14 protein-coding genes are annotated in these 14,998 nt (G+C 41.9%); 2 read left to right on the forward strand and 12 right to left on the reverse strand.

Annotated features, from left to right (window positions below; all coding sequences use genetic code 11):
• Positions 1 to 121: 121 nt before the first annotated feature.
• The gene (locus ACHOLT_RS18150) at positions 122 to 658 is read right to left on the reverse strand and encodes a GNAT family N-acetyltransferase (protein ID WP_425803537.1); all 537 of its coding nucleotides are present in this window, start codon (positions 656 to 658) and stop codon (positions 122 to 124) included.
• Positions 659 to 760: 102 nt separating this feature from the next.
• Here ACHOLT_RS18150 and ACHOLT_RS18155 point away from each other — a divergent pair, with 102 nt between their 5' ends.
• Positions 761 to 1,462 carry a hypothetical protein gene (locus ACHOLT_RS18155; protein WP_425803540.1) on the forward strand — a complete coding sequence of 234 codons (702 nt, stop codon included), beginning with the start codon at positions 761 to 763 and terminating at the stop codon, positions 1,460 to 1,462.
• Here the strand turns inward: ACHOLT_RS18155 and ACHOLT_RS18160 are convergent.
• From ACHOLT_RS18160 to ACHOLT_RS18175, 4 genes are all read right to left on the reverse strand, one after another.
• A complete protein-coding gene (locus ACHOLT_RS18160; protein WP_425803542.1) occupies positions 1,459 to 1,842 on the reverse strand; it encodes a YkvA family protein in 384 nt (127 codons plus the stop codon). The two genes, ACHOLT_RS18155 and ACHOLT_RS18160, sit on opposite strands and share 4 nt — an antisense overlap.
• Positions 1,835 to 3,070, reverse strand: a complete 1,236-nt coding sequence (locus ACHOLT_RS18165; RefSeq protein WP_425808149.1) for an MFS transporter — start codon at positions 3,068 to 3,070, stop codon at positions 1,835 to 1,837. Before ACHOLT_RS18165 ends, ACHOLT_RS18160 begins: the two co-directional genes overlap by 8 nt.
• A 74-nt stretch (positions 3,071 to 3,144) precedes the next feature.
• A complete protein-coding gene (locus ACHOLT_RS18170) occupies positions 3,145 to 3,696 on the reverse strand; it encodes a Chromate resistance protein ChrB (protein WP_425803544.1) in 552 nt (183 codons plus the stop codon).
• A 150-nt stretch (positions 3,697 to 3,846) separates the two neighbouring features.
• Positions 3,847 to 4,779, reverse strand: coding sequence for a 3'-5' exoribonuclease YhaM family protein (locus tag ACHOLT_RS18175; RefSeq protein WP_425803546.1), 933 nt, complete (start codon positions 4,777 to 4,779; stop codon positions 3,847 to 3,849).
• Between the two features lie 91 nt (positions 4,780 to 4,870).
• Here ACHOLT_RS18175 and ACHOLT_RS18180 point away from each other — a divergent pair, with 91 nt between their 5' ends.
• Positions 4,871 to 5,182, forward strand: a complete 312-nt coding sequence (locus tag ACHOLT_RS18180) for a CC/Se motif family (seleno)protein (RefSeq protein WP_425803548.1) — start codon at positions 4,871 to 4,873, stop codon at positions 5,180 to 5,182.
• Positions 5,183 to 5,201: 19 nt separating this feature from the next.
• Here the strand turns inward: ACHOLT_RS18180 and ACHOLT_RS18185 are convergent, their stop codons facing one another.
• The 7 genes from ACHOLT_RS18185 to ACHOLT_RS18215 all read right to left on the reverse strand — a co-directional run bounded on the left by ACHOLT_RS18185 (position 5,202) and on the right by ACHOLT_RS18215 (position 14,957).
• On the reverse strand, positions 5,202 to 6,566 hold the full coding sequence (locus tag ACHOLT_RS18185; RefSeq protein ID WP_425803550.1) for an MFS transporter: 1,365 nt from the start codon (positions 6,564 to 6,566) through the stop codon (positions 5,202 to 5,204).
• A 101-nt stretch (positions 6,567 to 6,667) separates the two neighbouring features.
• Entirely contained in the window at positions 6,668 to 8,677 is a 2,010-nt protein-coding gene (locus ACHOLT_RS18190; protein ID WP_425803552.1) for a methyl-accepting chemotaxis protein, read from the reverse strand.
• A 191-nt stretch (positions 8,678 to 8,868) separates the two neighbouring features.
• Positions 8,869 to 9,261 carry a GtrA family protein gene (locus tag ACHOLT_RS18195; RefSeq protein WP_425808151.1) on the reverse strand — a complete coding sequence of 131 codons (393 nt, stop codon included), beginning with the start codon at positions 9,259 to 9,261 and terminating at the stop codon, positions 8,869 to 8,871.
• A 2-nt stretch (positions 9,262 to 9,263) separates the two neighbouring features.
• Positions 9,264 to 10,862, reverse strand: a complete 1,599-nt coding sequence (locus tag ACHOLT_RS18200; RefSeq protein ID WP_425803554.1) for a hypothetical protein — start codon at positions 10,860 to 10,862, stop codon at positions 9,264 to 9,266.
• A 30-nt stretch (positions 10,863 to 10,892) separates the two neighbouring features.
• Positions 10,893 to 11,756, reverse strand: coding sequence for a UTP--glucose-1-phosphate uridylyltransferase GalU (gene galU / locus ACHOLT_RS18205; protein WP_425808153.1), 864 nt, complete (start codon positions 11,754 to 11,756; stop codon positions 10,893 to 10,895).
• Entirely contained in the window at positions 11,644 to 12,744 is a 1,101-nt protein-coding gene (locus ACHOLT_RS18210; RefSeq protein WP_425803556.1) for a glycosyltransferase family 2 protein, read from the reverse strand. The genes galU and ACHOLT_RS18210 overlap by 113 nt, the downstream gene beginning before the upstream one ends.
• Positions 12,744 to 14,957, reverse strand: a complete 2,214-nt coding sequence (locus ACHOLT_RS18215) for a glycosyltransferase family 39 protein (RefSeq protein WP_425803558.1) — start codon at positions 14,955 to 14,957, stop codon at positions 12,744 to 12,746. Before ACHOLT_RS18215 ends, ACHOLT_RS18210 begins: the two co-directional genes overlap by 1 nt.
• Positions 14,958 to 14,998: the final 41 nt, after the last annotated feature.

The raw sequence follows: 14,998 nt of genomic DNA on the forward strand, positions 1-14,998 counted from the left end.
AAGCGAGATTCCGTTTTGGACTAACGGCAATCTCGCTTCTTTTTATTTTAGCACTCAATATCAAAGCCTTTTAAATTGAATATTTTCCATTCTTAATTCTAACTTTAACTTTAACCTTAACTTAACTTTGCTTACTCTTCCCGTTAAATTCTCCGGCTAAATGATCTAATGCATTGTCTGTAACACGATATACTGTCCATTCCTCCATGGGGACTGCGCCCATCCTTTTGTAGAATTGAATAGAGGGTTCATTCCAATTTAAACACCACCACTCCAATCTGCCGCATTTCCGTTCAACAGCCAGCTTTCCTAGGAAAGAAAGCATTATCTTGCCAATACCTTTCCCTCTCATTTCTGGTTTTACATATAAGTCTTCCAGATAAATTCCAGGCTTCCCCACAAACGTTGAAAAGTTATGAAAGAATAAAGCAAAGCCTACTGGCTCACCCTTAAATTCACCGATAATAACTTCTGCTACTTTTCTTTCAAATAGCGATTCTCTTAAACCTTTTTCTGTAGCCACTACCTCATCCAATAGATTTTCATAGGATGCTAATTCCCGTATGAATGTTAAAATCAACGGAACATCTTCAACTTCGGCAAACCTTAATTTAAAATCACTGAACTCGGTTTCAATCCAAGAATTAACCATCGACATTTCTCTCTCCTCGTATATCATCTTATATTACCAGGATAAGGAAGGGATAGAACCCTCATGTTCCCATACACTAAGTTTAAACTTGAGTAAGGTGGGATCGAAATGAATTCCTTTGAACGCAAAATTCAGACCCGCTTACGATTACACCCGGAGAGACTTCGCAAACTTTTAACCCTGCCCACGGATGAAACAGTTGAAACCCTTATCCATTATCGCGTCTTAGAATCTAAAAATGCTTACCTCAGTCAGCTTCTCTTTTCTCTTATTCCTCAATGGGAGTATCTTGCCTGTGATGGAAATGAAGCCTTGGGCAAACTAATCCGACTGTTGGAAAATAGTCGAATCAGTCCTATTGCTCGTGAAGATCATATTTTGCGATCCAATCTTCTCCGGCTTCGTATTTTAGCAGAGACATCGGGACATTTTCCCTTCTCGCCGCTTTACATTCAGGAGAATCTATTGGACTTTCTTATAGACTCCGAAACCCTTGCTGATTTACCTCTGCTTGAAATAATTTATTTCTCTGCCAATGAAATCCTGCCCCTGGCCAGCGAACTGGTGCAATATAAACTAGGCCCGCTGAGTCGGCGCTATGTGCAAAATCTTTTCCATGCAGAACGTCAAGAAGCTATCTTGACTGCCTTAGCCTATCTTGCCAAAAATTATCCACTTATCACAACAAGCCGACAGGCCTATGCCTTAATGCTTTCCTTAGATGATGTCGATCAGTGGGGCCAACATCCCTTTTGCCTGCGTCTTCTGTCCAATCGATTTTGGGAATATCGCGCCCAACAAATACTCTAGCTTTTATAATAAATTAGCCCCTTCAGCATTAGAATTAGAGCGATAACCCAGATGCAAATAATAAATCCGGCACCAATTTTTTTATATTTAGGGTCAATGCTAACTCCTTTTTCCGCTTCCTCCCTGCATTCCTCCCAGATTTCATGAGGAATAATTTTGATGGCAATCATAATTCCTAAAGGAATTATGATTAGATCATCAAGCATTCCCAGAACTGGGATAAAATCAGGAATTAAATCAATAGGACTAAGGGCATAGATCATAATCATTAATAGAAACGCTTTTTTATAGGCCCGAACTCTCTTATGCGTATATGCAAGGTACAATGTTAAAGTCTGTTTTTTAAGTTCTTTAGCCTTCGCTTCTATTTTCTTAAGCATGAAGTACCTGTTTTCTTTCTGCCTGGTAGAAAATAATCATCAAAATCGCTGCAAAGAAAGCCATAACCGCTCCGTAGTAAAACGGCGCCCTATTATTGATATGATCATAAAGAAAGCCTGCAATCACACTAGCGGGGAGAAGGGTAACTCCAATAATCGAATTATACAGTCCTAATCCGGTTCCCCTTTTGTTAATATCGATAAAGTCGGAAATTAAGGCCTTCTGAACTCCATCCGTTGCAGCACTATAGAGACCATACAGTGCAAAAAGAAGGATAAGAACGGCCTGACTGCTCGTTCTCCCAAAACCAAAATAAATTATGGAGTAGAGTAAATAGCCAAAGATAATCAGACGTTCTCTTCCGATCTTATCCGACAAGATCCCTGCGGGAATCGCGAACACAACAGAAACTGCGTTAAAGATAAGATAGATAATAGGAATAAATGCATCTTGAATGCCTATATCACTTGCTTTGATGAGCAATAAGGCATCGGTTGAATTGCCCAAGGTAAATATAAACACAATCCCCAAGAAAACATAATATTTTAAAGAAAAGTCTTTTAACGCAATCCTTCCTAAACGTTTCGTTTTATCCTTATGTGCTTCTTTCACAAAGAATATAATTGCTCCCAACCCCAATAAACCTGGAATTGCGGCCAAAAGAAAAACTTTGCGGTATTCACCTGGAAACAGAAATAAGACTCCTGAAGCCAACAAGGGACCCAGAATAGCTCCGCTGTTATCCATCGCTTTATGAAAGCCAAAGCTCTTCCCTTTCGCGTTCCTCTCCGAAGAACCTGCAATTAAACTGTCTCTTGGTGCAGTTCTTATTCCTTTTCCGACTCTTTCGAAAAAACGGATAAAAAGAACCTGTATGGGTGAGTTTACTAATACAAATAACGGAGAAAGCAACGCTGTAAATGCATAGCCAATGATCATAAACGGCTTATTTTTGCCGATTTTATCGCTCCACCAGCCCGATAACGCTTTAAGCACTGAAGCCGTGCTTTCGGCAATTCCTTCAATTAAAGACAGCTCAGTTTTTGTCGCACCCAGCGTCATTAAAAACAAAGGCATAATGGCATAAATCATTTTAGTCGTTGTATCCGTTAAAAAGCTGGTCAGTCCGACAAAGAAGATATTATGTTCTATCCCGAGGATTGTTTTTACTTCTTTTATATTTCCATGACTTTCTTTACCTTTATTACTTTCATTACCTTCACCCATTTTCTCCTCAGGCTTACTCTCGATCACTATAATCCCTCCTCAGTTCATAACTGTTTATTTCTGTCTAGAGCTGCTCATTGTACCTTATCTCTATGTTCGTTATATTGATAGACTAATTCACTGTATCGTTCAAATGCTTTCTGGATGAGTTCTCGTTTTTCTCTGGAAATCTCGCCCACCTCGGCATTGAACTGATCCCTCGCTTCGATTTTAGTTTGCCAGGACAAAAGCTTCTGAAGCTCCTCCTCCTCCTCTTCAAGTTCAGCGAATGTAAACTTTTCAATTGAAATTTCCTTGTCTAGCTCTTTAAAATATTTTTCGCACTCATTAATAAATTCTCTATACTCTTCATTACGAATGCTGTTAAATGTTTCTACTATTTTTTGTTCGTATTTTTCCTCAACACATGTACTTTCCAGAAGAAGCACGTCTCCGTCTTTTGCCTCAATCTCCATTGAAATTTGCGCCAAAGCATTATAATTTTCAGTACTATACGGCAAAATCCAGGAAGATTGGTGAAGGTTCACTGCACCTAACTTTTTTAGCCCTCTCCAGACAGAAACTCGATTTCGCGAGGGCTCCGTTGGCAAATTATAGTTTAACACTAACCATTTTCTTCTTTGCACAACATTTAACTCCTTTGTAATATTCGTTACATATCCATAATATCATAATGTAATATTTGTTACAACGGAATATGGTCCGATAAAAAAAGTAACGCTAGAACAACTTTTATTTCTAAGCTTGCTCTAGCGTTATTTGTTTTTAATCTCTATTTACTTTAAATAAAGGTACCGCTCCATGCTCGGCATATACGGTGACCATTCAGAATCAGGGTGTTCTTCTTTAGCATGCCGAAATTGCCATAGCTCAGCTTCCATTGCATCCGCATAATGCACGATAAACGCCTCTACTGTTTTCGGTCGCTTAGGAGACTGCCATTCATAACGTCCATGATGGCTTGCTAGAATATGCATCAGCTTTGTTTTATAGGCAATTGGAAATCCCAGAATTTTATCAATTTCCCGCAGCACTAATTGAATCCCAATCAGGATATGTCCGAGCAATCGTCCCTCTGTTGTAACCTCAATTCCCCGCATATATTCATATTCACTGATTTTACCCAAATCATGAAGCAACGCCCCGGCTATGATCAAATCACGATCCGCTTCCGGGTAATGAGCTGCCAGCGAAGAGGCAAGCTCGGCTACTTTCACGCTATGCTCCCACAGTCCTCGCAGATAGGCCTGATGAATCTTACGAGCGGCCGGACAGCTCCGATAGGCTTCTCCTATTTTGGGATCATTCAAAATCTGGTTCATAAAAAGATTCAAATAAGGATCTTTAATCTCTTGAATCAATGCTTTCAGTCTTTTCTCCAAGTCCGAAGCGGGTATAGGTGATGCAGGCAGAAGTTCTGCAAGATCAATACTATTTTCAGGTATCGGTTGAAGCGTCTCAATCGTTAACTCGGAAACTCCGCGAAATTCATTGACCTGTCCGCTCATCTCAAAAATATCAAATTCCTGAAGCCAATTCTGCATTTGGGAATTGATCTCCCAGACCTTTCCGCCGATGCTCCCTGACCGATCCTGGCACGTTAAAATGAGATAATGGCCCGGCTTATTGCGAAAGGCTGCTTCCTTCCAATCCGTAATTAAAAAGATGCCCTTAAAAGGCTCCCCTGATTTAAGATTCTGTATCATCATTTGGCTCCCCTCAATCTCTATATTCCTTCTGGCAAAAATTCAGAAACTACGATATTATATTGATTATTATAGTTGTGAGGAGGTACGAATAATGGACATTCAAGATCAATCGATCCGTTTTAAATTCACACCACAAGCTAAAGAGTATCTGCAACAAAAAGAATCTGCTTCAGTTCACATTGAATCACAGGATCTCGATGCGTGTTGTATTCCTATTGTTTCTCCGCCCCAAGTCCGTCGTGGTGTTCCGCTTAAACCGGAGAAATTTATCCCTATGGAAGCCGAAGGGATTACCGTGTATTATGACCGCTGTCTTCCCAAGCGGCCGCAACTCACCATTGAACTTTATGGAGTAGGCTTTCTAAAAGGATTGCGCGTTGCCAACTGGGAAATTCATTTCTAACGTCAATTTAAACACGGATTTATTCCGCTAGAGGGCTCCCCTTCGTTTCTTCCCCCAACAAAAGGACATCAAGAACAACAAGAATTAATACTCCGGTGAAAAGGATAAAGACGGATTGTGTTGACATTTTATATGCACCCAGCATTTTACCGACGACAAGAGGTGCTAAGATGCCGCCGATCCGTCCGAAGCCTGCCGCCCAGCCTGAACCCGTAGCCCGTGCGTGTGTAGGATAAAGTTCCGGGGTATACGTATAGATGATTCCCCATGCTCCAAGGTTAAAGAAAGACATTAAGGAACCTACGGTCAGAATAGTTCCTGCACTTGTTCCCTGACCAAAGAAGTAGGCGCAAATCGCAGTTCCCAGAACATAAATTGTCATCGTTGGCTTGCGCCCAATCCGATCCACGAGATAAGCGGCACTGAAATAACCCGGAATTTGGGCAAGTGTCATCACGATGACATAGCTGAAGCTTTTTGTGAGGGAATATCCCTTTAGTGCTAACAAAGACGGAAGCCAGGTAAAAATTCCATAATAGGAAAACACAATTCCAAACCAAAGAATCCAGAGAAAGATCGTTCGGCGTATTAATTTAGAAGAGAAAAGTTCAGCAAAACGAGCCTCTCCTTTAACTTGTTGAACAGATTCAGTCTCTTCTTTTTTATGTCTGAAATCATCTTGAGCTTCCGAAGTATGAATTTGATTATCAATCGTTTTAGGCTCTAGCGCCTGCCTGGCAATTCGTTCGCAAATAGCCTCGGCCTCATTAACACGTCCCTTGCTTTCTAAATAACGCGGTGATTCCGGAATTTTACTCCAAAGAAAGAAAACATAAAGCGCCGGCAATGCTCCCATAAAAAAGGCGATAGGCCAGCCATAACGCGGGATAATAAGGTACGAAATAAGAGCTGCGAACAACCAGCCAAAAGCCCAGAAACTTTCAAGCAGAACGAGAAACTTTCCACGATGTTTCACAGGTGAAAACTCACTCACCAGCGTGACTGCGACCGGAAGTTGTCCGCCTAACCCAAATCCAACGAAAAATCGGAAGATCAATAAAGAAGAATAATTCCACGAAAGTCCACATAGCCCTGTAGCAATGCTATACATCACTAAGGTCATAGCAAAAACCCTTTTGCGCCCAATTCGGTCTGCAATCGATCCTGCCAGAATTGCTCCGATCGCCATACCTACAAGCCCGATACTCCCAATATTTCCGACTTGTTCAGTCGTCAGCTGCCAGGATTTCATGAGAACGGGCAGAACAAAGGAAATGATTCCTGTATCCAGAGAATCAAACATCCAGCCGATCCCTGCTGTCATCAAAAGAATGTAATGAAATCGTGAGACTGGCAAATTCTCCAAGCGTTGAGAGATACTCATTAAAAAACCTCCTAAACCAATTCAAAGCTTAGTTTATCAGAAAGGCGGCTTTAATTCAAAATTTTCATAAAAAACGGGAGCTTTGCGCTCCCGTTAAAAAATTACAAAACAAATTTTCCGCTCTGTGCCTTTAAGTCAATCATATGCTTCATGAGGATTCGTGTACTTTCTTGAATCGTGCTTGCCGCTGCACTCATTTCCTCTGTAGAAGCTGCAATCTGCTCGGCCGCTGCAGCATCGTCCTGTGAAGTATCCGATGCTTTTGCCACCGCTTCACCAATGGCCTGAGTCATGTTTACGATCTCCTGAACTTCAGCCTCAACCGCATTCAAAAGATCAGCTACTGATTGACTTCCCTCAGCAATCTCATCAAATTCAAGCCTTGCTTTTTCGCCGATTCCCGCTTGTTCACGTATTAAACTTGCCGCATCATCCGTCGCCTGAACTGAACTTTCCACGTTCTTTGCGATATGCTCAATCAATTCCTCAATATGTTTTGCACTTTGACGCGACTCCTCTGCAAGTTTTCTCACTTCGTCGGCAACAACTGCAAACCCTCGTCCCGCTTCACCTGCCCGTGCTGCTTCAATTGCAGCATTCAGCGCCAAAAGATTTGTTTGGTCGGAGATACCTGTAATAATATTTGTAATTCCTCGAATTTCTCCCGTCTGATCCCGTAACGTCTTTCCAGTCTGGCTTATCCCCTCAACCTTATCGGCAAACTCATTTATTTTTTGGGCTAAATCGTTCATCATGGTTTTCCCGCTTTGGGTTCGTCCCACTACCTCAGAAGTGCTTGCCCCAATATCCACCATTTGATCCCTAAACATTAACATCTTACTATTTATCGTATTTGCCTGATTACTGATATTCTGAGTTGTTTCAGCAAGATTTTGGGCACCGATTGCAACTTGGCTGACGCTTGCAGCGACTTGTTCAGCACCCTTAGACGATTGTTCCGTCGAAGTTGAAATCTCATTGACCTCATTTTCCACTCTTGAAATTGCTCCGTTTATCGAAGAACATATCGTCCGGGTATTTTCAACCATTTTTTTCATGCCTGAAGCTAACATTCCCAGTTCTCCGAAATACTTGGACCTTAAGGTTAGATTCAAATTTCCCTGAGCCAAAGACTCTGCATTATGGGACAGCTCAACAATCGGACGGGTTATCAGTAAAGATAACATATACACGGAAATAACCCCTAACAGCAAAACCGCTAATCCCATGAATAAAACCCACATTCTAAGGCTATTCATTTGGGCAAGTACTCCTTCGCGGGAAAGTACTGCTTTAATATACCCTTTAACCTCTCCGTTGTAATCCTTAAATGGAACTAAGAGAATATTCTTTTTCCCATCATCACTGAGTATTGATTTAGCATTTCCATTTTGCAATCCTTCAATATCATTCTCGGGAATGGGAAACTGATCTGTATCTGTTCCCAAGAGGAGTCCCTTATTTTCTTTAATCCCTTTAACCATAGATTTATCAGGGTTAAGGACATAAATATAATACTGACCGGGATTTTTCTTTTGAAGGCTGCTTAAAAAATCCTTTCCAAAATCCATACCATATTCGGCAGTTCCTACTTGCTGCCCTTCATCGTTAATAGGAGCCACAACTCGGAAACCATACCCCTCAACCCCTTCTTCTAACCCTGAGACAATCTTGTTTTCTTTATTAGCTGCAACAACGGTATACCGAAAAGAAGACAAGTCATCACCAAATTTTTGGGGCGAATGTGCTCGATAAAAGGACGTTGCAGGAGCAATATGGAATTGCATCTGACTGAATCCTTCTTTTTTTACCGTATCAAAGATAGGTTGAACCATCCGAGCTAAATTTTCACGATCCCGGCTCGCTAAAGCCTTTTGAATATCGGGATTCATAGTTACAGAAAGAATCGATGATTTTGCTTTTTCTAATCGTGTAGTGAATTCATCCTGAATTCCTTTTTCCACAAGCTTTTTAGTCTCCTGCTCGCTGGAATCCAAGAGTTTTCCTGCATTCCAAAAGCTCGCTATAGAGAGAGCTCCAACTACCAAAAGAATAACCGATGCTGCAAAAAGTGTAATTCGAACCCGAATAGACATAGAGTGTTTTTTCACGGCAGCGACAACCCCCTTTGCCTAATTTTACCCTTTATATTCTACATTCTCTAATTTAATCCCTTTAATTTTTAGTATTTTTACCCAGAAGGAACATGAATAAAAAAATGTCCAACCTTTTGTCAGGGTTAGACATATTTTTATTGCTTGTTTTATTGTTGCTTCATTGCTTGTTTTCATTTCTTGAGAATTTACTTTGATTTAGAAAAAACCCAGAGATGATTTCCGGCGAAGTTAATGACTAAGCTTAAACCTGTAGCGACAAATTTACTTAGCAATAACGGCCAATTCCAGTGTTCATGGAATTCGATCAGCAGTTCATACGTAATTACCAGCGTCACAAGATTAAGAATAAGAAACCGGATAAACTGGCCCTTCGTATGATAGGCTTGTTTAAACGTCCAAGTTCTGTTCATGAAGAAGCTGTTGAGTACCCCTGCACTGTACGATAAGGTTTGAGCTGTAAAAATCGGAACGCTCCAAAACGTGAGCAGGGTAAAAACACTAAAATCAACTCCCGTATTCATAAGCCCGACAAGACAAAATTTTAGAAACGCAAAAGGCGTTTTTTTGCTGCATCCCATTTTCACCGTATTGTTCTTCCCTTAACCGCAATATCGTAAATGACTTTAATAAGGTACCCCAACACTAAAACATTAAGAAGAGACGTTAGAAAAAGCACTGAATTAAAAGGAACAGTGTTAATACCCTTAAGCGTTTCAAACAGAACATAATGCGTATTGGCATATACCGTAAGACTAAATCCGGTCGTCAACAGCAGAAATCGCTTATCTTTGAGATATATAAACGCTAACACTCCCAAAGCAACGGCTGGAAATAAATATCGTTCATGCATCCGTGTTGAAAGGACAAAAACCCCTGCAATAAGCAGCCAAGCAGTCGCGGCAACGTAAGATGCATCTTTTCCCTTGATATAAAGAAACCAGGCAAAGGCTGAAATTAAAACGATAAATATTAAGCCCCACTGATGATAACTAAAAATGAACCCTTTTGCCGTATCCTTTACAAAATTCAGTCCGAACAGGCTGTACAGATTAAATCCATTGACCGAAGCATATGGGTATTCACCTAACGTTCCCGTGTAAAGCTTTAGAATCCAAGAGACCCCTCCGTTAATCGAAAAAGGCAAAACCAAAATTACCGTTGTCAGCATTGCCGCGAGAATCGCCTTAAAAACAATCTTCCAATTTTTTTGTTTGAGCTGCCGGATCAATTCAAAGCCAAGCACAGGGATAAAGATAATCCCTTGCGGTTTCATCAGAATAGCGGCTGTAAAAAAAACTGCAGCCAATCCTATTTTCTGTTCAGTCAGCAAAATCACGGCTGTCACAATGATCAGAGTAAAAAATGAATCCACCTGTCCCCAAACCGTTGAATTAATAAAAATTGCCGGATTAAAAAGATAAAAGGCTGAAAGCAAAGCACTCTTTTCCCACGTCAGATGCTTTTCAGCCAGTTTATAAATCAAATACCCGGTTAGAATGTCTGCCAAAATAGATGGAAGCTTAAGCAGCAAAACAGCGTATGGACTTAACCAGGAAATACTTATTGCCTTTCCTATTAAATACAAAACATAGATATATAGCGGCGGATAGTCACTTGCACTGCGGCCTGTAGACAGACCTGTGTAAAATTGCGAGAACCGATTAGCTGCGGTATTTGCCCAGTTTAGGAAGGTACTCAGATCATAAGGGTGTCCGGTAACCCAAGTTGCAAGGGAAATACGCCATAAAAGCCCTATACAGAGAATCGTGAAAATCAAAAGTTTATGTTTATCCGAAGGAATGGATAATTTAATCTTCTTGTATGCAAAGACGTAATAGGCAATGAGCACAGTCGTGAAAAATATAAGGGCATAAGCTAGAATAGGGAAAGTCAATTGATTTCCTGAACTTATGCCATTATTAAAATTACGCATCTTTCCCTGAGGAGATCCTCCAGCAATAGCCTGCCCTCTCTCATCAGTACCAGACGATATTCCCGGTGTATTTGCACTGTTTTGAGCTCCCGGCTGATTAACGCCCTTGCCCCTTATCTGCTGTGTAATCTGACTCTGAGATACAGTGCTGCCATGATAATTCCAGAGCGAATAACCGCTCATAAGCCCAAACGCAAATAAAAGGATCAGTATAATCGCTTTGAACCGATATTTTTTTAAAGCCAATGTCAACTGCTCCTCTCAAGGTCATTCATCTTATACAACAGCTTTCTTGCGAACCTTGCGAATCTCATTTTTGACGACTTCCTGTAAGTAATTAAAAAACTCCGGATGCAATTCTTCTCGTTCAAGACCCATTTCAACGATGGCCTTCATATAACCGAGTTTATCACCAATGTCAAAGCGCTCTCCATTCAGTTCCAAAGCCAGCAGATTCTCCTGATGGCAGATCTGCTGCAAGGCATCTGTTAATTGATATTCATCCCCGGCACCGGGTTTTTGAGTTTTGAGAATGGAAAAAATGGAGGGCTTTAAAACATATCGTCCCATAATTGCAATATTGGATGGAGCCTTGGCGGGCGAAGGCTTTTCAACCAAATCCTTTACGTGCAGGATCTGATTCGTTTGGGCTACAGCAGAGATGATCCCATATTTGTTCACTTCTGAATGCTGAACGGGTTGAACCCCAATGACAGTAGAACCGGTCTGATCAAATACATCCATCAACTGCTTTAAGGCAGGCGGATCAGAAACCATGATGTCGTCACCCAGCAATACAGCAAATGGCTCATCTCCAATAAACTGTTCAGCACAGAGAATAGCATGTCCCAGACCAAGAGGTTCTTTTTGGCGTATATAATGAATTTTGGCCATATCTGTAATGTTTTGAGCCTCCAAAAGCAAATCCGTTTTTCCTTTTTTCTTAAGGATCTGCTCAAGTTCTACAGATTTATCAAAATGATCTTCAATTGTTTTTTTATTGCGCCCCGTTACGATCAGAATGCTTTCAATGCCTGACTTCACTGCCTCTTCCACGATGTATTGAATGGCCGGCTTGTCGACAATCGGAAGCATTTCTTTGGGCTGAGCCTTGGTCGCCGGCAAAAAACGAGTTCCCAAACCTGCCGCTGGAATAACGGCCTTCCTGATTTTCATTCTCTATCACTCCATTCTTTTCTGCAAAACCATAGCTTTGATTTACGATATAGAGGGGTCTTTGCCGGGTTTCATCATAAATCCGCCCTACATATTCCCCAATGATTCCCATAAGGCTTAACGAAAGACCGCTTAACAGGAATTGAACTGCGATTGCCCAATTCCATCCGTTTATTCCGTTACCCCCAAGAATCAGTTTCAAAACCATTATGAACACGTCTATCAGCCCGGCAAGAAAGATCAACCCTCCGGCAAAACTTGCCAGTTGGACAGGTTTCATCGAAAAAGAGGTTAACCCATCCCAGCAAAGCTTCATCATTCTTTTCAGAGGGTATTTGCTTTCACCTGCAAATCGCTCGCAGCGTTCATATTCTACAGCGATTTGGCGATACCCCACCCAGCTCACCAAGCCTCGAACATAACGGTTCTTTTCTGGGAGACGTTTAAGTTCATCACAGACTTTACGGTCTATAAGGCGAAAATCACCGGTATCGACTGGAATCTCGATGTCCGTAGAAGCCTGGAGGATTCGGTAAAACAAATGGGCTGTCACCTTTTTGAAAAACGTCTCTCCCTTGCGCTGGCTCCTCTTTGCATAAACAACATCATAGCCTTCCTTCCACTTTTCAATCATTTTGAGAATGAGCTCCGGAGGATCCTGCAAATCGGCATCAATAACAATAACTGCTGCCCCTGATGAATAATCCATTCCTGCGGTGATCGCAATCTGATGACCAAAGTTTCGCGAAAAATCAATGAGTTTGACTGCTGTATCCCGTTTGGCTAAATCCCGGACGATATCTATTGTCCGATCTCTGCTGCCATCATTGACAAAAATCAGCTCGTATTGTTCTTGAGTTAAGTCCATCACCTGCTTCAAACGTTGATACGTTAGAAGCAGGACAGCTTCCTCATTGTAGGCGGGGATCACAATTGAATAGCGTATATCCATTATTTTTCCCCTCCCTGTTCAAGATTGACTTCATAAAGCGTTGTGTTGCCATTTCTATTCCTTCCATTATCGGCAATTCGTTGTGAATCATTTGCAGTCGTTTCCATCGTTTGCGTATTTGCTGAGCTTCCCTCCCACTCTGATTGAGGAATTTCTTTTCCGTTTTCTTTAATCCAGGTGAGAATATCTGAGCTTCCCTGACCTCCTCCGGGACCGCCGGAAGAAATTAAGAAATATTTAACCTCTTTGTTTTGGATCATCTGTTTAAGTTTGTCTACGGTAAGAATCTTATCTGTACCGGAAAAACCACCCATAGCCATTACTGCTTTTCCCGTTTGAATGATATACGGTTCAGCCGTTCCGGCATCTGTTGTTGCAAACAGATATTTTTCTCCAGTATTATTGGACATCAAATAAGTCATCAAGGAAAGATTGACGTTTTCACTTGATCCGCCCATAGCTTTTGCTCCATTTTGAACCCCGCCCTGAGTTCCTCCTTGGGTTCCTCCTTGGGTTCCTCCAGACGTTGCTCCCGGCATTCCATTTGGCATCCCGCCGAAGTTTTCATTGGAAGGTCCCGCGGCAGGCAGCATGCTATTTCCGCCATAGATTATAGGCGTCGCAGCCCAGTAGAGGGGGGCTGCCAAAAGAACGAAAATTCCTCCGATTGCAGCAAATCTAGCCAGCTTTTCTTTGTTCATCATGACAATCATGACAAGCGCACTGCCAGCCCCTAAAATTCCCACCGCAGCCGGCCAAATATAACCTATCTGTTTAGCATATGAAAGAAGGATATAAACTTGGAAACCAGCGGTTCCTAGAATTCCAACAGGAAGCAGCCATTTTTTCCATCCCTCACGATTTTTATAGAAGTCATAAATTTCAACCCATCCCGCCCCAGTTAAAGCGGCGATAGCCGGCGCAAGCATGATTAGATAATACTGATGGAAGAAGCCTGCAACACTGAAGAATCCCATCATAGGAAGCAGCCAAGCCAGCCAGAATAATGCTTCTTTCTGTTTTGCTGTTAAAGGATTTTTTCTCCGGTATCCCAGTAATAAGCCAACACCCGATAGCAAAGCAAAGGGAAGCAGCCAACTGATTTGACCTGATAGACTTGACTGGAAGAGCCGTAATGGTCCCGGCGTACCCGTATTAAACATGCCTCCGCCGCCTGGATTTCCTTGACCACCGATAAAGCCGCCCTGACGATCATTACGCGAACCATTATCATCTAAGGAAGGCACTTGCCCGGAGTTTCCATTTGCACCAGGCCCGAAACCTTGCGGAGGATTCCCTTGTTGTATACCTGATGCTTGACCACCTCCTGGGTTCATACCGGGTGAAAGTTGTCCTTGTTGACCCTGTTGTCCATTATCTTCCCTGAACTGATTTGCACCGCGATTTACTCCGCCTGCACCTCTGTTACCCGTTAACCGAGAAATCCCATTGTAACCAAATGCCAATTCCAGAACAGAATTTGTTTGACTTCCTCCGACGTAAGGACGATTGGCAGCCGGTGTACTATCCACAATCACCGGCCAGGAAAGAGAGACCAAAAGCAGGGCAACCGTTGAAATTGCCAGTCCTTTCAGTTTCTTTTTCCAGTTCACCTGAAAAGCCAATAGGTAAAAGAGATATAGTGCGGGAACAATCATATAGGCTTGCAGCATTTTTGTATTAAACCCTACACCAACCATGGCAAAGGCTGCAACCGACCAACCCCATTTCTTGGTCTTAACTGCCTTAAAGAGAAACCACGTGGCCATAAGGAGAATGAACACCAATAAACTGTCAATATTATTCGTCCGGCTTACTGCTGCGGCAATCGGTGTGCAGGCAAAGACCAAAGCTGAAAGCCGGGCAGCTGTTTGACCGAAAGTAGGTTTAACAAGAGCATAAATCAAGAAAACTGAGCCCACCCCAGCTAAGGCCTGCGGTAAAATTACGCTCCATCCGTGTACTCCAAAAATTGAAGCACTCAGCGTTTGAATCCAAAAGGCAACGGGTGGCTTATCTACAGTGACAAAGCCACCTGGATCAAATGATGCATAAAAGAAATTATGAAAACTCTGAAGCATGCTGGTAACTGCTGCTGTGTAATAGGCATTCGCATACTGATCTTTCCAAATCCCATATATATTGATGAAAGCTGCCAAAGCGGCAATCCCAAGCAGAAGAGGATCAATTCGCTTATTCTTAAAAAACTTCATGTACTTTCGCTCCTTCTGACTTTTATCTAAAACAATGGACA

The sequence above is a fragment of the Desulfitobacterium nosdiversum genome (genome assembly GCF_049860565.1).
Taxonomy (GTDB): Bacteria; Bacillota; Desulfitobacteriia; order Desulfitobacteriales; family Desulfitobacteriaceae; genus Desulfitobacterium_A; species Desulfitobacterium_A nosdiversum.